At 57.8% G+C, this 16,441-nt stretch carries 16 protein-coding genes and 4 tRNA genes; 5 read left to right on the top strand and 15 right to left on the bottom strand.

Features of this window, described 5'->3' with window-relative positions; all coding sequences use genetic code 11:
• Window positions 1-155 precede the first annotated feature (155 nt).
• The 9 genes from KGA85_RS21520 to KGA85_RS21480 all read right to left on the bottom strand — a co-directional run bounded on the left by KGA85_RS21520 (window position 156) and on the right by KGA85_RS21480 (window position 7,536).
• Window positions 156-428 carry an HU family DNA-binding protein gene (locus tag KGA85_RS21520; protein ID WP_002552737.1) on the bottom strand — a complete coding sequence of 91 codons (273 nt, stop codon included), beginning with the start codon at window positions 426-428 and terminating at the stop codon, window positions 156-158.
• 149 nt (window positions 429-577) lie between these two features.
• Window positions 578-2,974 carry an endopeptidase La gene (gene lon / locus KGA85_RS21515; RefSeq protein WP_223458466.1) on the bottom strand — a complete coding sequence of 799 codons (2,397 nt, stop codon included), beginning with the start codon at window positions 2,972-2,974 and terminating at the stop codon, window positions 578-580.
• A 263-nt stretch (window positions 2,975-3,237) separates the two neighbouring features.
• A complete protein-coding gene (gene clpX, locus KGA85_RS21510) occupies window positions 3,238-4,521 on the bottom strand; it encodes an ATP-dependent Clp protease ATP-binding subunit ClpX (protein WP_007982210.1) in 1,284 nt (427 codons plus the stop codon).
• A 112-nt stretch (window positions 4,522-4,633) separates the two neighbouring features.
• A complete protein-coding gene (gene clpP, locus KGA85_RS21505) occupies window positions 4,634-5,269 on the bottom strand; it encodes an ATP-dependent Clp endopeptidase proteolytic subunit ClpP (RefSeq protein ID WP_223449179.1) in 636 nt (211 codons plus the stop codon).
• Window positions 5,270-5,362: 93 nt separating this feature from the next.
• Window positions 5,363-6,673 (bottom strand): trigger factor, encoded by a 1,311-nt coding sequence (tig, locus tag KGA85_RS21500; protein ID WP_223458464.1) that lies wholly within the window; start codon window positions 6,671-6,673, stop codon window positions 5,363-5,365.
• Between the two features lie 384 nt (window positions 6,674-7,057).
• A tRNA-His gene (locus tag KGA85_RS21495) sits at window positions 7,058-7,133 on the bottom strand.
• Between the two features lie 77 nt (window positions 7,134-7,210).
• Window positions 7,211-7,295, bottom strand: a tRNA-Leu gene (locus tag KGA85_RS21490).
• 56 nt (window positions 7,296-7,351) lie between these two features.
• Window positions 7,352-7,427 (bottom strand) — tRNA-His (locus tag KGA85_RS21485).
• A gap of 32 nt (window positions 7,428-7,459) precedes the next feature.
• A tRNA-Arg gene (locus KGA85_RS21480) sits at window positions 7,460-7,536 on the bottom strand.
• A 274-nt stretch (window positions 7,537-7,810) separates the two neighbouring features.
• On the opposite strand from KGA85_RS21480, the gene folD reads away from it, so the two are divergent.
• Window positions 7,811-8,665 carry a bifunctional methylenetetrahydrofolate dehydrogenase/methenyltetrahydrofolate cyclohydrolase FolD gene (gene folD, locus KGA85_RS21475; protein ID WP_008001570.1) on the top strand — a complete coding sequence of 285 codons (855 nt, stop codon included), beginning with the start codon at window positions 7,811-7,813 and terminating at the stop codon, window positions 8,663-8,665.
• A gap of 235 nt (window positions 8,666-8,900) precedes the next feature.
• The gene (gene pbpG, locus KGA85_RS21470; protein ID WP_223458463.1) at window positions 8,901-9,839 is read left to right on the top strand and encodes a D-alanyl-D-alanine endopeptidase; all 939 of its coding nucleotides are present in this window, start codon (window positions 8,901-8,903) and stop codon (window positions 9,837-9,839) included.
• Between the two features lie 56 nt (window positions 9,840-9,895).
• Here the strand turns inward: pbpG and KGA85_RS21465 are convergent, their stop codons facing one another.
• From KGA85_RS21465 to KGA85_RS21455, 3 genes are all read right to left on the bottom strand, one after another.
• Complete coding sequence (locus KGA85_RS21465) at window positions 9,896-10,111, bottom strand: hypothetical protein (RefSeq protein WP_007977127.1); 216 nt, start codon at window positions 10,109-10,111, stop codon at window positions 9,896-9,898.
• Between the two features lie 17 nt (window positions 10,112-10,128).
• Window positions 10,129-10,335: a DUF6021 family protein gene (locus KGA85_RS21460; protein ID WP_008016225.1), complete on the bottom strand. Its 207-nt coding sequence runs from the start codon at window positions 10,333-10,335 to the stop codon at window positions 10,129-10,131.
• Window positions 10,336-10,430: 95 nt separating this feature from the next.
• Entirely contained in the window at window positions 10,431-11,165 is a 735-nt protein-coding gene (locus KGA85_RS21455; protein ID WP_223458461.1) for a peptidase C39 family protein, read from the bottom strand.
• A 179-nt stretch (window positions 11,166-11,344) separates the two neighbouring features.
• On the opposite strand from KGA85_RS21455, the gene KGA85_RS21450 reads away from it, so the two are divergent.
• The gene (locus KGA85_RS21450) at window positions 11,345-11,512 is read left to right on the top strand and encodes a hypothetical protein (RefSeq protein WP_223458459.1); all 168 of its coding nucleotides are present in this window, start codon (window positions 11,345-11,347) and stop codon (window positions 11,510-11,512) included.
• A gap of 78 nt (window positions 11,513-11,590) precedes the next feature.
• Here the strand turns inward: KGA85_RS21450 and KGA85_RS21445 are convergent, their stop codons facing one another.
• Window positions 11,591-12,340, bottom strand: coding sequence for a TerC family protein (locus KGA85_RS21445; protein WP_223458457.1), 750 nt, complete (start codon window positions 12,338-12,340; stop codon window positions 11,591-11,593).
• Between the two features lie 29 nt (window positions 12,341-12,369).
• Entirely contained in the window at window positions 12,370-12,612 is a 243-nt protein-coding gene (locus KGA85_RS21440; protein WP_102672741.1) for a hypothetical protein, read from the bottom strand.
• Window positions 12,613-12,747: 135 nt separating this feature from the next.
• Here KGA85_RS21440 and nhaR point away from each other — a divergent pair, with 135 nt between their 5' ends.
• On the top strand, window positions 12,748-13,647 hold the full coding sequence (nhaR, locus tag KGA85_RS21435; protein WP_223458455.1) for a transcriptional activator NhaR: 900 nt from the start codon (window positions 12,748-12,750) through the stop codon (window positions 13,645-13,647).
• Here the strand turns inward: nhaR and KGA85_RS21430 are convergent.
• Window positions 13,634-14,794, bottom strand: coding sequence for an MFS transporter (locus KGA85_RS21430; RefSeq protein ID WP_223458453.1), 1,161 nt, complete (start codon window positions 14,792-14,794; stop codon window positions 13,634-13,636). The genes nhaR and KGA85_RS21430 overlap by 14 nt on opposite strands.
• A gap of 407 nt (window positions 14,795-15,201) precedes the next feature.
• On the opposite strand from KGA85_RS21430, the gene sstT reads away from it, so the two are divergent.
• Window positions 15,202-16,434 carry a serine/threonine transporter SstT gene (gene sstT, locus KGA85_RS21425; protein ID WP_223537471.1) on the top strand — a complete coding sequence of 411 codons (1,233 nt, stop codon included), beginning with the start codon at window positions 15,202-15,204 and terminating at the stop codon, window positions 16,432-16,434.
• Window positions 16,435-16,441 lie beyond the last annotated feature (7 nt).

Below are 16,441 nucleotides of genomic sequence, written 5' to 3'. Positions count from 1 at the left end.
TCCGAGGATGCGCCTTCTCGTAACTGGCGGAGCGGATCGAGGGCTCGAACTGGCGACCCTCGGTGTCTTGAACCGGCGACCTGCAGTCAGGACTGCCGCTCCGCTGCCAAGTCAGGCATGACCCCGACCCGGATGGGTAAAAACCTGAATCGAACTTAGTTGACAGCTTCTTTCAGTGCTTTACCGGCTTTGAAACCTGGTTTTTTGGCTGCTGCGATTTCCAGCGTCTTACCGGTCTGTGGGTTACGACCAATGCGAGCTGGACGATCCGTTACGGAGAAGGTACCGAAACCAACCAGAACAACAGAGTCGCCAGCCTTGAGAGCGCCAGTGACGGATTCGATTACAGCGTCCAGCGCACGGCCAGCAGCAGCTTTCGGGATATCAGCGGATGCAGCGATAGCATCAATCAGTTCCGACTTGTTCACTCTAAGTCCCCTTATATCTATTTGAGTATGATTCTAAGTTTTTTTGGTGAAAGCAAAAACGAGTGCTGAATGGCCTACAGACACTTAAGAGCCGCTTTATAACAAGGGCTCTAAAAAGCTGTCAAGAAAGCCCCCCAGGCAAATACGTACTAATGCGTGCTAATTCTTTCCTTAGAATCTGCGTCGCGCTTCTCATCCTTCGCGACTATCTCCGGAGCCACGTCCGGCAAGGGCTCCGGCGCGTATTGCAACGCAATTTGCAGGACCTCGTCAATCCATTTAACCGGTTTAATCTGTAGATCCTGCTTGATATTGTCCGGAATCTCTTTGAGATCGCGCACATTCTCTTCAGGAATGATCACGGTCTTGATTCCGCCACGATGGGCAGCCAGCAGTTTTTCTTTCAAGCCGCCAATGGCCAGTACCTGGCCACGCAACGTGATTTCACCGGTCATGGCGACATCCGCGCGCACCGGAATGCCGGTCAATGCCGATACCAGTGCCGTGCACATGCCTACACCGGCGCTAGGACCGTCCTTGGGAGTCGCCCCTTCCGGCATATGGATGTGCGTGTCGCGCTTCTCATGGAAGTCCAGGGGGATCCCCAGGCTCTTCGCCCGGCTGCGGACAACGGTCAAGGCCGCGGTGATCGATTCGACCATCACGTCACCCAAAGAACCGGTCTTGATCAACTGGCCCTTGCCCGGTACGACGGCCGCTTCGATGGTCAGCAGCTCGCCACCCACCTGAGTCCACGCCAGCCCGGTCACCTGGCCGATCTGATCCTGCTGCTCGGCCAGGCCGTAGCGGAATTTGCGCACGCCCAGGAAGTGCTCCAGCATGTCTGCGGAGACCTTCACCGAGAAGCGTTTTTCCAGCGCATGCTCCTTGACGGCCTTGCGGCAAACCTTGGCAATCTGGCGCTCCAGCCCGCGCACACCGGCTTCACGGGTGTAGTAGCGGATGATGTCGCGGATCGCTTCTGCGTCAAACTCCAGCTCGCCTTTCTTCAGGCCGTTGGCCGTGATCTGTTTTGGCGAAAGGTATTTGACGGCGATGTTGATCTTCTCGTCTTCGGTGTAGCCCGGCAGACGAATCACTTCCATCCGATCCAGCAACGCCGGCGGGATGTTCATCGAGTTCGAGGTGCACAGGAACATCACATCGGACAGGTCGTAATCGACTTCCAGATAGTGATCGTTGAAGTTGTGGTTCTGCTCGGGATCGAGCACTTCCAGCAACGCCGATGCCGGATCGCCACGCATGTCGCTGCCCATCTTGTCGATTTCATCGAGCAGGAACAGCGGGTTGCGGACACCCACTTTTGTCATCTTTTGAATCAATCTTCCTGGCATCGAACCGATGTAAGTACGGCGATGACCACGAATTTCCGCTTCATCACGTACACCGCCGAGGGCCATGCGCACGAATTTGCGGTTGGTGGCGTGAGCAATCGACTCCGCCAGGGACGTTTTACCCACCCCTGGAGGACCGACCAGGCACAACACCGGACCACGAATTTTTTTCACACGCTTTTGCACGGCGAGGTATTCGAGGATGCGTTCCTTGACCTCTTCGAGGCCATAGTGGTCGGCATCCAGAATGTCTTCTGCACGCGCCAGGTCCAGGCGCACCTTGCTCTGGGCCTTCCACGGCACTTGAACCAGCCAGTCGATGTACGAACGCACCACGGTCGCTTCCGCGGACATCGGCGACATCTGCTTGAGCTTGTTCAGCTCGGCCGTCGCCTTGGCCAGCGCGTCTTTCGGCAGGCCGGCGGCATCGATACGCTTTTTCAGCTCTTCGACTTCGTTGTGACCTTCGTCGCTGTCGCCGAGCTCTTTCTGAATGGCCTTCATCTGCTCATTCAGGTAGTACTCGCGCTGACTGCGCTCCATTTGTTTTTTGACGCGGCCGCGAATGCGTTTTTCGACTTGCAGCAGATCGATCTCGGCATCCAGCAACGCCAGAACGTGCTCGACCCGGGCCGACAAATCGATGATTTCGAGGATTTCCTGCTTCTGTTCGATCTTCAGCGCCATGTGCGCGGCCATGGTGTCCACCAGGCGGCCTGGCTCGTCGATACTGTTGAGCGACGACAGGACTTCAGCCGGGACTTTCTTGCCCAACTGCACGTATTGCTCGAACTGAGACAGCAGGCTGCGAACGAACACTTCCGACTCGCGCTCTGGCGCTTCAACTTCGTCGATCAGGGAGACTTCGGCACGGCAGTGGCCGTCCACTTCGCTGAAGCGCTCGACAGCGCCCCGCTGCTCGCCTTCGACCAGAACCTTGACCGTTCCGTCAGGCAGCTTCAGCAGCTGCAGAACAGTGGCAATTGTACCAACGCGATACAGGGCATCTTCACCGGGATCGTCGTCAGCCGGGTTTCTCTGGGCCAGCAGAAGAATCTGCTTGTCACCCGTCATCGCAGCCTCGAGGGCTTCGATGGATTTCTCGCGCCCCACGAACAGCGGGATAACCATGTGCGGATAAACCACGACATCACGCAATGGCAGGAGAGGCAATTCGATGGTTGTCTTCATGATTTCGCCTCTACGGCGGCCGTAAGGCCGTAAACAGATGGAAGTAAGCTTGAAACCAAGATGGGGGCTGCCTTGGAAAAAAACAAGCGGATAAAAGAACCACTTGAAAGATTGCAGCTGGCATAGCGCGTGAGATGGCCCGGACACATCCGAAAATCAGATCGGCTGTCAGGCCGCCTTCGCTGCGGTGCAGCGATCCGACAAGCCAGCGCCAAATAGCAAAGGGGCCCGAAGGCCCCTTCTTTATTCAAGCTGCGTGACGCTTAAGCGTCTGGCGCGGCCTTGGCGGTCGGCTCACTGTTCTCGTAGATATACAGTGGCTTGGACTTGCCTTCTATCACGCTTTCATCGATCACTACTTTACTCACCTCCGATTGCGAGGGGATTTCATACATAGTGTCGAGCAATACACCTTCAAGAATCGAACGCAGGCCACGGGCACCGGTTTTACGCTCCAGGGCTCGTTTGGCGACCGATTTCAGAGCGTCAGAACGGAATTCCAGATCCACGCCTTCCATCTCGAACAGCTTGGCATACTGCTTGGTCAGGGCATTTTTCGGCTCGGTGAGGATCTGCATCAGCGCAGCCTCGTCAAGCTCGTCCAGCGTGGCAAGTACCGGCAGACGACCGACGAATTCCGGGATCAGACCGAACTTGACCAGATCGTCAGGCTCGACTTCACGCAGGGATTCACCGACTTTCTTGCCTTCTTCCTTGCTGCGCACTTCTGCGTTGAAACCGATGCCACCCTTGGTGGAACGGTTTTGAATGACTTTCTCAAGACCAGAGAACGCGCCACCGCAGATGAACAGGATGTTACGGGTGTCGACCTGCAGGAATTCCTGCTGCGGATGCTTGCGACCACCTTGTGGTGGAACGGAAGCGACCGTGCCTTCGATCAACTTGAGCAAGGCCTGCTGCACGCCTTCACCGGAAACGTCCCGGGTGATCGACGGGTTGTCAGACTTGCGCGAAATCTTGTCGATTTCATCGATGTAGACAATGCCCATCTGGGCTTTTTCCACGTCGTAATCGCATTTCTGCAGCAGCTTCTGAATGATGTTCTCGACATCTTCACCCACGTAACCCGCCTCGGTGAGGGTGGTTGCGTCAGCGATGGTGAACGGAACGTTCAGCAAGCGGGCCAGTGTTTCGGCAAGCAGGGTCTTACCCGAGCCTGTCGGGCCGATCAGCAGGATGTTGCTCTTGCCGAGTTCGACGTCGTCATTCTTTTTGTCACGCTGATTCAAGCGCTTGTAGTGGTTGTACACCGCTACGGCCAGAACCTTTTTCGCACGCTCCTGACCAATCACATACTGATCAAGGATGCCGCTGATTTCTTTAGGCGAAGGCAATTTATGCGCGCTGCTTTCGGCCTGTGCTTCCTGAACCTCCTCGCGGATGATGTCATTGCACAGGTCGACGCACTCGTCGCAGATAAAGACCGAGGGGCCGGCAATCAATTTGCGTACTTCATGCTGGCTTTTGCCACAGAAGGAGCAATAGAGCAGCTTGCCGTTGTCCTCGCCGTTGCGGGTGTCAGTCATTCGTTCGATCCAAATCCGATAGGCTTGCAACACAAGATGAAGGCTATTGCGGGCTTTTTCAAGCCCGCTGGTGATCGGACCCGCCGACCAACCTTATTTTGAGCTGCTTAATTTAAGCAGGGCGCTGGCTGATCACTTCGTCGATCAACCCGTACTCACGCGCGGCTTCTGCACTCATGAAATTGTCGCGATTGGTATCGCGCTCGATTTCTTCAAGAGTGCGCCCGCTGTGCTGGGCCATCAGCGTGTTGAGACGCTCACGAATAAAGAGGATTTCCTTGGCATGGATTTCGATATCCGACGCCTGGCCCTGGAAACCGCCCAGTGGCTGGTGAATCATCACACGCGAGTTCGGCAGGCAGTAACGCTTGCCATGGGCACCGGCCGTCAGCAGGAACGCACCCATGCTGCACGCCTGACCGATACAGGTGGTCGCCACGTTGGGTTTGATGAACTGCATGGTGTCGTAGATCGACATGCCCGCCGTCACCGAACCGCCCGGGGAGTTGATGTAGAGATGGATGTCCTTGTCCGGGTTTTCCGCTTCAAGGAACAGCAGTTGCGCACAGATCAGGTTGGCCATGTAGTCCTCTACCGGGCCAACCAGAAAGATCACACGCTCCTTGAGCAGGCGCGAGTAAATGTCGTAGGCGCGCTCGCCACGAGCGGACTGCTCGACAACCATCGGGACCAGGCCGCCTGCGGCCTGGATATCAGAGTTCTGCTGAATATACGAATTACGGAACATGCTCTGCAGTCACTCCCAAATAGTTATGTCTTGAATACGCATAAGCCAGCTCGAAGGCTGGCTTATGGTGTGTGCTTCTTACCGCAAAAACAATCAGTCGGCTTGTGGAGCTTCTACCGGCTTGACCGCTTCTTCGTAAGAGACCGATTTATCGGTCACGCTAGCTTTCTGCAGAACAGTATCCACAACTTGCTCTTCCAGCACAACCGAGCGAACTTCGTTCAGTTGCTGGTCGTTCTTGTAGTACCAAGACACAACTTGCTCAGGCTCCTGGTAGGCCGAAGCCATTTCCTGAATCATCTCGCGAACGCGGGCTTCGTCAGGCTTGAGGTCGAATTGCTTGACCACTTCAGCCACGATCAGGCCCAGCACTACACGGCGCTTGGCTTGCTCTTCGAACAGCTCGGCCGGCAGTTGGTCAGGCTTGATGTTGCCGCCGAACTGCTGGACAGCCTGCACGCGCAGACGGTCAACTTCGTTGGACAGCAGGGCCTTTGGCACTTCGATCGGGTTGGTGGACAGCAGACCGTCCATTACCTGATTCTTGACCTTGGACTTGATCGCCTGACGCAGCTCGCGCTCCATGTTCTTGCGAACTTCGGCGCGGAAGCCTTCCAGACCGGTTTCCTTGATGCCGAATTGAGCGAAGAACTCTTCGGTCAGTTCTGGCAGCTTTGGCTCGGAAACGGTGTTGACGGTCACGGTGAACTCGGCGGTTTTGCCAGCCAGGTCCAGGTTCTGATAGTCCTCTGGGAAAGTCAGGTTCAGAACACGTTCTTCACCGGCTTTTGCGCCAACCAGGCCATCTTCGAAACCAGGGATCATGCGGCCGGAACCCAGAACCAGCTGAGTACCCTTGGCGGAACCGCCAGCGAACACTTCACCGTCGACCTTGCCAACGAAGTCAATGTTCAGCTGGTCTTCGTTTTGAGCGGCGCGATCGGCCACTTCGAAACGGGTGTTCTGCTTGCGCAGGATGTCCAGCATCTTGTCCAGATCGGCATCAGACACGTCAGCGCTCAGGCGCTCTACGGTGATACCTTCGAAACCGGCAACGGTGAACTCAGGGAACACTTCGAATACGGCTACGTATTCCAGGTCCTTGCCCGCTTCCAGGGATTTTGGCTCGATCGAAGGCTGGCCAGCCGGGTTCAGCTTCTGCTCAACCACAGCTTCGTAGAAGGAAGACTGGATCACGTCGCCTACAGCTTCCTGGCGAGCGTCAGCACCGAAACGGCGCTTGATTTCGCTCATTGGCACTTTGCCTGGACGGAAGCCAGCAATCTTGGCCTTTTGGGCGGTCTGCTGCAGACGCTTGTTGACCTGGCTCTCGATGCGCTCAGCCGGCACGGTGACGCTCATGCGGCGCTCAAGAGCAGTAGTATTTTCAACAGAAACTTGCATGGATATTCCTCGTTGCACAGACGTTAGCCGGCCGTTTCCGACCCCAGAATCAAGGGCATGCATTCTAGTGGGTCAAACTCAAGAAGTCACCCTACTGAAAACGGGTAAAAACGCAGCAGGCAATTTATAGGTGCGAATGCACGAATGCACCTCGCCCCGATGGCAAATACAGCCAATCACGCCAGGGCTCTGCGCCAACCTTTCTATATAGAGGAGGTCGCCAATCATCTCCCTGACAGCCGATCTCGCAAGCAAGGCCGGCGGACAGAACAGCATCATCGAGAAACATAAATACGACGAAACGCCCTGCCCTTGCGACCCGGAACCCGCGGCCGCTGAAACAAAAAAGGCGCCAGACTTTTCAATCTGGCGCCTTTCGAAATATGGGGTGGACGATGGGGATCGAACCCACGACAACGGGAGTCACAATCCCGTGCTCTACCAACTGAGCTACGCCCACCATATTGCCTGTTAAAGAAGCCAAACAACTTCTTTATCAAGCTCCAGCCAGGCCAAAGACCTGAGTGAAGCTTTAATTGGTGCGGATGAAGAGACTCGAACTCTTACGCCTCGCGGCGCTGGAACCTAAATCCAGTGTGTCTACCAATTCCACCACATCCGCGGGTGAAGCCTTTAAAGCAAAGGCGCCAGACTGTTAATCTGGCGCCTTTCGAAATATGGGGTGGACGATGGGGATCGAACCCACGACAACGGGAGTCACAATCCCGTGCTCTACCAACTGAGCTACGCCCACCATATCGCGCTACTTGTGCCAAAGCTGCCTAATGGCGCACCCGGCAGGACTCGAACCTGCGACCATCCGCTTAGAAGGCGGATGCTCTATCCAGCTGAGCTACGGGCGCCTTGTTAGCTGTAACCTTGGAGGACTACAAACTAAGTGCTTTCCAGTCTCACAGAATCGTAATCCCGCTCAACCTTCCTAACCAGTGCTAGGCTGTGCCCGACAAGTGCGACGAATAGTATAGAGCCACCCGAAGGTCGTCAAATCCTTTTTAAAAAAAATTCATTTAATTAAAGGAGTTAGGGGAATTTGCAGACCAAGCGCCTTTGCCCTCACCGCATGACATGCGAGAATGCGTTCTCTTTTTTTCCCCTCTCGATGGTTAATCACGCGCAATGACTGCACAACTTATCGACGGCAAATCGATCGCCGCCAGCCTGCGCCAGCAGATCGCCCAACGTGTCACCGAGCGTCGCCAGCAAGGCCTGCGCACGCCCGGCCTTGCGGTGATCCTGGTCGGCAGCGATCCTGCCTCTCAGGTTTATGTCTCGCACAAGCGTAAAGACTGTGAAGAGGTCGGCTTTCTATCCCAAGCCTATGACCTGCCTTCCGAAACCACTCAAGAAGCGCTGACCGAACTGATCGATCGCCTGAACGACGATCCTGCAATCGACGGCGTTCTGCTTCAGCTGCCGCTTCCCGAACACCTGGACGCCTCCAGACTGCTGGAGCGCATTCGTCCGGATAAAGACGTCGACGGCTTCCATCCTTATAACGTCGGTCGCCTGGCCCAGCGTATCCCCCTGCTGCGCCCATGCACCCCCAAAGGCATCATGACTTTGCTGGAAAGCACCGGTGTCGACCTTTACGGGATGAATGCCGTGGTCGTCGGCGCGTCCAATATCGTTGGTCGCCCGATGGCCATGGAATTGCTGCTGGCCGGTTGCACCGTGACGGTCACCCACCGCTTTACCAAGGACCTGGCCGGCCATGTCGGCCGTGCGGACCTGGTCGTCGTCGCCGCCGGCAAGCCGGGCCTGGTCAAGGGCGAATGGATCAAGGAAGGCGCGATCGTGATCGATGTCGGCATCAACCGTCAGGACGACGGCAAGCTGGTCGGTGACGTGATCTACGAAACCGCCCTGCCCCGCGCCGGCTGGATTACTCCGGTACCGGGCGGCGTAGGCCCGATGACCCGTGCCTGCCTGTTGGAAAACACCCTGTACGCCGCTGAAACCCTGCACAGCTGAGTTTCAACGCGCACGCTGTCAGCGTGACAAGGAACCCCGCCCTGGCGGGGTTTTTTTTGCCCGCGAAAAACACCGACCGCCTGCCGGAAAATGACTTTTTTTTCATGTTTCTCAGGACTTTCACCTGTTACTTGATCAACCATCGACAGTTATTCAGCCATACTCCAGAATGTCGCGCTTTTTACGAAATAGCCCGTTACAAAACGGCTTATCAACACTTTATGAGTCTGCCAGCGTGAAAATCCGTCTTTCCATCCTGAGCCTATTTTTTGCAGTTACAGGGACTTTCATCACGCCAATTGCCAGCGCTGGCGAAATCACCGCTGCCCCGCGAGATACTTCACATCTCAAGATCGCTTCCGGCAGCGCCCTGCTCATGGATCTGCAGACCAATAAAGTCATCTACGCCAGCAACCCCGACGTGGTCGTCCCCATCGCTTCGGTCAGCAAGCTGATGACGGGCCTGGTGGTGGTTGAAGCCCGCCAGAACATGGACGAATACATCAACATCAACATCAGCGACACGCCAGAAATGAAAGGTGTTTACTCCCGGGTCAAGCTCAACAGCGAAATGCCGCGCCGGGAAATGCTGCTGATCGCATTGATGTCTTCGGAAAACCGCGCCGCCGCCAGCCTGGCGCACCACTATCCGGGTGGCTACGCCGCATTCATTGCCGCGATGAACGCCAAGGCCAAGGCGCTGGGCATGACCAATACGCACTTCGTCGAACCAACCGGCCTGTCGCCGCGCAACGTATCCACCGCACGTGACCTGAGCAAACTGTTGGTCGCTGCACACAAGTACCCATTGCTGACCGAGCTGAGCACGACCAAGGAAAAAACCGTGTCGTTCCGCAAACCCAACTACAGCCTGGGCTTCCGCAACACCGACCATCTGGTCAACAAAGCGAACTGGAACATCGAGCTGACCAAGACCGGTTTCACCAACGAGGCCGGCCACTGCCTGGTGCTGGTGACACATATGGCGAATCGCCCGGTTACCTTGGTGATCCTCGACGCCTATGGCAAGTACACCCACTTTGCCGACGCCGCGCGGATTCGCAACTGGGTCGAAACCGGGCACGGTGCTGACGTGCCCTCGGTGGCCCTGCAGTACAAATCGGATAAAAACCTCAAGCAACGCCAAAGCGGCGTGGTTGAAGCCTCGAAGTAACCAAGCGGCAACGCACGAAAAGCCCCGGTCATTCGGGGCTTTTTTTCGCCAGACATTCAGTCGTTGGGCAGCGGCATCTGGTCGTCATCCGGGATGCCGTCGCCGGTACTTGGATCTCTCCAACCCTTCGGCTTTTCAGTGGGCACCACCGTTGGCCGCGCCAGAGGGTCCCTCAACGGGCTGTCGGGATCCATCACTGGATCGGTGCTTTGCTCGGGGGTTGTGGGGACAGTTTCCGGACGTTTGTCGTCGAAACTGGAATCGGTAGACATACGCACCTCCATTGGACCTAAGGCTTCAGATTACCCAGCGGATCATAGGGCTTGGCCGGAGCCTTGGGGTTGTCACCCGGTTTCACGTCCCTCGGTGCCTTGGCGGGCCCGATCGGGTCGACCTGAGGATCGGCAAGGTCCGGAGAATCGGGATCGAAACCCAGCTCATTGCCAGACGAATGCTCAGACGAGTGCGGACCGACGGGCGTTGTTGAATGAGCCATGGGCACCTCCTGATCTCGGCCCGGAATAATGTTCCGGGCCCTTAACGATCAGAGGCTGGCGATGGGTGAAGGTGCCCGGCGGGTGACCAACGGACTTACTGGCTGGCCAAGGCTTTTTTCGCCCTGGCGGCGGCCTGCTCCTGACCGGCTTGCGCCAGATCGCTGGCGGCCTTGAGCCAACGCTGCTGATCGACCTGGGCCGGGATTTGCGTCGGATTCTGGATCAGCACGGCCCAACCGCCGGCGTCCTTGAACGCCGATTCGAAGGAACTGAAGCTCATCAGTTCGCGGTGATTCATCCCGGCCCGCAGCAGGACCGTCTGCTTCTGGCGGTTGTAGCCGGCAAGAATGGCGTATCGCGGTTCGGCCCACATGGCCGAGCCTTCAGTAAAACGCACCATCACCGGATAACCGGCGGCGACTTGCGTCAACAAGGCCGGCAGGTTGCTGTCGAGGGGATAAACCACCATCCCGTACTCGCGGGCCAGGTTCTGCATGTTCTGTTGCAACTGGGCTTCGGCCCCCGGCAAATGCAAGGGTTTGTCGAGCAGCCCCGGGGTAATCACGATGCCCTGCTGGGACAGCATGCTGGCCAGCACCTGCGGTCCGCTTTGATACGCATCGCCCCGGTAGAACCGGCCGCTGAGTTCGACACGCTCCGGCAAACGCTTGATCTCGGGCGCAACGCTCCCGGCACAGCCCGCCAGGCTTGCCACGCAACCGGCTATGAGCATGGCCGACAAAATTCGAGAAAATACCCGCACCATCATCTCTCTCTTGTTCAGGTTCAGACGCCAGGCAATCCCATTCCCGGCTTGGTCGTCGATCATAGGTCGCCGCGCCTCTACGGTATAGCTCTAAACGGTAGTCGCGTGCATTCGATAGAGCGAACTGGTTGGTGACTGCCGACTTTCGGTCAATAGCCTGAAATACAGCAACGGCTAGACTGTTCCCTGAAGGGACGACAGCGAAGCGCGTGTGCCCACAGAAGGGCAAAGAGGAGGCACAGATGAGCCTGACCATGATCATTGTGATGTTGATTGGCGGTTGGCTGGCGGTAGCCGCCGCCATGTTGTGGGGCGTGCTGCGCATTACTCGCCGCCACCATCACCCTGTCCAGCCGGCTCCTGCACCAGAAGCGGACAAGACGCCGAGCCAGCACGCCAACGCTCACTGACACCACCTTTACCCGATACCAACAAAAACGGCCGCCTGCACTCCTTGGAGTTCAGGCGGCCGTTTCTTTTAGCGTGGGTCAAGCCTCAGTGGCTAGCCGCTTCTGCCTGGACCGGCGGGACATCATGTTCAACGCCTCGATCGAAGCCGAGAATGCCATGGCCGCATAGACGTAGCCTTTCGGTACATGGGCGCCGAAGCCTTCGGCGATCAGCGTCATGCCGATCATGATCAGGAAGCCCAGGGCCAGCATTACCACTGTCGGGTTGTCGTTGATGAACTTGGCCAACGGATCAGCCGCCAGCAACATCACCAGTACCGACACCACCACCGCGATGACCATGATCGGCAAATGCTCGGTCATGCCGACAGCAGTAATGATGCTGTCGATGGAGAACACCATGTCCAGCATCAGGATCTGACCGATCGCCGCCGCGAAGCCCAGGGTCACGGTCGAGGTCGCCGACTTCGGATCTTCCGGTGCCGGGTCCATGCTGTGATGGATCTCGGTGGTTGCCTTCCACAACAGGAACAGGCCACCGGCAATCAGGATCATGTCTTTCCAGGAAAACGCGTGGCCGAGAATCTCGATCACCGGATTGGTCAACTGGACGATGAACGCGATGGTGCTCAGCAAGCCCAGGCGCAGGATCAACGCCATGCCGATACCGATGCGCCGTGCCCGCTGGCGATTGTGCAAGGGCAGCTTGTTGGTCAGGATCGAGATGAAGATCAGGTTATCGATGCCGAGCACGATCTCCATCACAATCAGGGTGGCAAGGGCGACCCAGGCGGTGGGGCTGGCGGCAAGTTGTAAAAGGTAGTCCATGGGTCAGTCCTGACTCGTTGTAATACGGTTTAGATTTCCTGGGAGGAAGATTCGGTTTTTTCCGAGTCTTTTTCCGATGATTCTTTTTTGCTGATCAACCCGCTGGTGGCGTCACTGAGTGCTTGCTCGGCGGCCTTGTGGGTATCGTCAATCGCCTGTTTGGCGCTTTCGGCAGCCTTGCCCATCAATTGTTGCGCGCTTTTCTCGGCCTGGTCGCAACCGGCCAGTACCAGTAAAGACGTGATCAACAGTGCCGTGGCTTTAAGCTTCATGATGCTTTCCTCGATAGAACGAACGGGACCTAAACGATGGCCCGTTGATAGCGATGCATTCTAGGGAAGCAAACACTTCAGGAAAATTCGTATTTTCAGCGGTTATACTTCGATTTTTACGAAGTGTTAGACGCCATGCTCAACTATCGGCAATTGCATTACTTCTGGGTGGTGGCCAAGACCGGCAGCATCGTGCGCGCCTGCGAGCAGCTCAATCTCACGCCACAAACCATCAGCGGGCAGATTTCATTGCTGGAACAGACCTTTGGTATCGAGTTGTTTCGGCGCGTCGGACGGCAACTCGAACTGACCGAGGCCGGCCGCCAGGCCCTGCCCTACGCCGAACAAATGTTTCAGCTGGGTGGCGAACTGGAACTGATGCTGCGGGCACAACCCAATGAACAGCAGATTCTGTTTCGCGTCGGTGTGGCCGACGTGGTGCCCAAATCCATCGTCTATCGCCTGATCGCACCGACCATGGAGCTGAGCGAACCGCTGCGCATCACGTGCCGCGAAGACAAGCTGGAACGCCTGCTGGCCGACCTGGCGATCCAGCGCCTGGACCTGGTGATCTCCGACAGCCCGATGCCATCGCACCTGGACATCAAGGGCTACAGCCAGAAACTCGGTGAGTGCGGGATCAGTTTTTTCGCCACCCCTGAGCTGGCGACCCGTTACGGCCGGGACTTTCCGCGTAACCTGCACGGTGCGCCGCTGCTGATTCCCGGACCGGAAACCGTGGTGCGCAGCCGCTTGCAACGCTGGTTCGCCGAGCAACAGATCCAGCCGAAAATTGTCGGTGAGTTCGACGACAGCGCCCTGATGCAGGCCTTCGGCCAATCCGGCAGCGGAATCTTCATTGGCCCGAGCGTGATTGCCGATGAAGTGCAACGCCAATATGGCGTGGAGGTGATTGGCCAGACCGACGCGGTGAGCGAGTCGTTCTATGCCATCTCAGTGGAACGCAAGGTCAAGCACCCCGGCATTGTCGCCATTACCGAAGGTGCCCGACGCGAGCTGTTTACAGCGCTGTGACCTGTTCGCGCGGCTTGAAAGTCATCAGCGCAATGGCCAGCAGGATCGACGCCAGAATGAAAGCAGCGGCTGCAAAGCCAAGGCCTTGCAGGCCAACGCTGTCGATCACCCGACCACCGATCATCGCGCCCAGACCGATACCGAGGTTGGCCCCGGCGATGTTCAGCGACGCGGCAAACGCCGGCGCTTCAGGCGCGGCCTTCATCAGGCGCACATGGCTGACCAGGAACAACGCCGCCTGGGTCACACCCCAGATGCCCATCGCCGCCGCCAGACCGAGCGGCGAATGAATGTTCGGCACCAGCGCCACCAGGCCGGCAATCATGAACGCGCAGAACATCATCGACGCCATCAATGGATGACGATCCACCGCCCGGCCACCCAGGGAGTTGCCGATCAACCCGACCGCGCCGAATCCCATCAGGCACCAGCCGACCACTGTGCCGTTGAAGCCGGCCAGTCGTTCAAGAATGTCCGCCAGATAGGTGTAGGCGGTGAACATGCCGCTGAACACAATCACTGACAGCAGCACGTGACCGAGCATCAGCGGGCTGTGCAGGATCTTGAACTGCGACCGGAAGCTCACCTGATGCTGGTGCAGGTTGGTCTTCGGCAGATAGATAAACAGCAGCAACGCCTTGGCAAAGGCGATGACCGCCAGAATCGCGAAGGCACTGCGCCAGCCGAACGCATCGGAAATCAGCGTGCCCACGGGAATACCGAACACCGTGGCGCAAACGATGCCGAAGCCGATCTTGGCGATGGCGCGACCGGCGTAATCCGGCCCGACGATGTCCACCGCCGTTTCGCTGGCCAAGGCCCAGAACACCGGCAGCCCCAGCGCCGGGATCAAGCGGGCAAACGCCATCACCCAGATGTTCGGCGCCAGCGCCGCGAGCGTGTTGGCCAGGCCAAACATGATCAGCACCGAGATGAACAGCTTGCGACGCTCGAAGCGGGCGAAGTACGCCGTCAGGAACGGCCCGAACGCGGCCACGGTGAAGGCGAACAGGGTCACCAGCAAACCGGCCTGCGGGATGCTGACCTCCAGGTCCCGGGCGATCGCCGGCAACAGGCCAACGATGATGAATTCCGTGGTCAGCACCGTGAAGCCGGCGGCGGACAACAGAAGAATGGGCAACAGCATGCAAAACTCCAGAAAACGAAAACACCAGCGATAGCCCGAAGGCCCACTGGCAGACATGAAAATGAGGATGGCGAATCTTAACAGAGTGTTTTCGGATGCGGTTGCACGAACCTGCAATTCGCGTTGAATGCCAGGGTGGCAGTTCGTCACAGGTCTGAAAGATCGCTCCTGCGCTGTGATAAAGTCCGCGCCCCTTGTGGCGAGGGAGCTTGCTCCCGCTGGACTGCGCAGCAGGCCCATTTGGTGGGGCCGCTTCGCTGCCCAGCGGGAGCAAGCTCCCTCGCCACAGGAATCAGCGCTGGCATTAGCCCCGTGTTCCCCTCTCGGTTTCCCGCCTGCGGCCTGCCCTGTTTGTTGCCGCAAACCTGCGAAACCATGCATTAATAAAAAATCAGAGATGCCGTTTTATGACTGCTTCATCCCCTTCTCTATTACAACGCCTTAAACGCTTGAGCCTGGTCACACAGATCGTGATCGGCCTGATCGCCGGTATTGCCCTGGCGCTGTTTGCCCCCGACATGGCGAAGTCCACGGCGTTCATCGGCAAAGTGTTTGTCTCGGCACTGAAAGCAGTCGCGCCGATTCTGGTGTTCGTGCTGGTCATGGCATCGATTGCCAACCACAAGCACGGTCAGGAAACCCATATCCGGCCGATTCTGTTCCTGTATCTGCTGGGCACTTTCGCCGCAGCGGTGGTGGCGGTGGTTGCCAGCATGACGTTCCCGTCGAGCCTGGTGCTGTCGACACAGGACGTCGCGGTCACAGCGCCAGGCGGGATTGGCGAAGTGTTGCAAAGCCTGTTGCTGAGCGTGGTCGATAATCCGGTCAGTGCGCTGATGAACGCCAATTTCATCGGCATTCTGGCCTGGGCCATCGGTATGGGCATTGCCATACGCCACGCGGGCGATACCACCCGTGAAGTGCTGGGCGACCTGTCCAACGGCGTGACGGTGATCGTGCGCCTGGTGATCAGCTTCGCCCCGCTGGGCATCTTCGGTCTGGTGGCCTCGACCCTGGCCACCTCCGGCTTCGGCGCCTTGATCGGCTACGCGCACCTGCTGGCCGTGCTGCTGGGCTGCATGCTGTTCGTGGCGCTGGTGATGAACCCGCTCATCGTGTTCTGGAAACTGCGCCGCAACCCGTACCCGCTGGTGCTGACCTGCCTGCGCGAAAGCGGCATCACGGCGTTCTTCACCCGTAGCTCGGCGGCGAACATTCCGGTCAACCTGGAGTTGAGCAAGCGTCTGGGCCTGCACGAAGACACCTACTCGGTATCGATCCCGCTGGGCGCGACCATCAACATGGCCGGCGCGGCGATCACCATCACCGTGCTGACCCTGGCGGCCGTGCACACGCTGGGCATCGCCGTGGACATTCCCACCGCGATCCTGCTGAGCGTCGTCGCAGCCATCTGCGCCTGCGGTGCTTCGGGTGTGGCCGGTGGTTCGCTGTTGCTGATTCCACTGGCGTGCAGCCTGTTCGGTATCCCAAGCGAAATCGCCATGCAGGTGGTGGCGGTCGGTTTCATCATCGGCGTGTTGCAGGATTCGGCGGAAACCGCGCTGAACTCCTCCACCGATGTGCTGTTCACTGCGGCGGCTTGCCTGGGTGAAGAAGATAAAGCAGCTCGATTGGCCTGACCCCAAT

This window comes from Pseudomonas sp. GL-B-12 (assembly GCF_019955895.1).
In the GTDB taxonomy this organism is placed as follows: Bacteria; Pseudomonadota; Gammaproteobacteria; order Pseudomonadales; family Pseudomonadaceae; genus Aquipseudomonas.
Note: the sequence above shows the minus strand (reverse complement) of the source record. Positions and strands in the feature narration are given on the sequence as shown.

What these genes read in the sequence shown, in the direction of transcription:
- nhaR (WP_223458455.1), top strand. Translation starts at nt 12,748, where the DNA reads ATGCTCAACTATCGGCAATTGCATTACTTCTGGGTGGTGGCCAAGACC.
- clpX (WP_007982210.1), bottom strand. Translation starts at nt 4,521, where the DNA reads ATGACTGACACCCGCAACGGCGAGGACAACGGCAAGCTGCTCTATTGC.
- KGA85_RS21455 (WP_223458461.1), bottom strand. Translation starts at nt 11,165, where the DNA reads ATGATCGACGACCAAGCCGGGAATGGGATTGCCTGGCGTCTGAACCTG.
- KGA85_RS21445 (WP_223458457.1), bottom strand. Translation starts at nt 12,340, where the DNA reads ATGGACTACCTTTTACAACTTGCCGCCAGCCCCACCGCCTGGGTCGCC.
- folD (WP_008001570.1), top strand. Translation starts at nt 7,811, where the DNA reads ATGACTGCACAACTTATCGACGGCAAATCGATCGCCGCCAGCCTGCGC.
- KGA85_RS21465 (WP_007977127.1), bottom strand. Translation starts at nt 10,111, where the DNA reads ATGTCTACCGATTCCAGTTTCGACGACAAACGTCCGGAAACTGTCCCC.
- clpP (WP_223449179.1), bottom strand. Translation starts at nt 5,269, where the DNA reads ATGTTCCGTAATTCGTATATTCAGCAGAACTCTGATATCCAGGCCGCA.
- KGA85_RS21440 (WP_102672741.1), bottom strand. Translation starts at nt 12,612, where the DNA reads ATGAAGCTTAAAGCCACGGCACTGTTGATCACGTCTTTACTGGTACTG.
- lon (WP_223458466.1), bottom strand. Translation starts at nt 2,974, where the DNA reads ATGAAGACAACCATCGAATTGCCTCTCCTGCCATTGCGTGATGTCGTG.
- KGA85_RS21450 (WP_223458459.1), top strand. Translation starts at nt 11,345, where the DNA reads ATGAGCCTGACCATGATCATTGTGATGTTGATTGGCGGTTGGCTGGCG.
- tig (WP_223458464.1), bottom strand. Translation starts at nt 6,673, where the DNA reads ATGCAAGTTTCTGTTGAAAATACTACTGCTCTTGAGCGCCGCATGAGC.
- sstT (WP_223537471.1), top strand. Translation starts at nt 15,202, where the DNA reads ATGACTGCTTCATCCCCTTCTCTATTACAACGCCTTAAACGCTTGAGC.
- KGA85_RS21460 (WP_008016225.1), bottom strand. Translation starts at nt 10,335, where the DNA reads ATGGCTCATTCAACAACGCCCGTCGGTCCGCACTCGTCTGAGCATTCG.
- KGA85_RS21430 (WP_223458453.1), bottom strand. Translation starts at nt 14,794, where the DNA reads ATGCTGTTGCCCATTCTTCTGTTGTCCGCCGCCGGCTTCACGGTGCTG.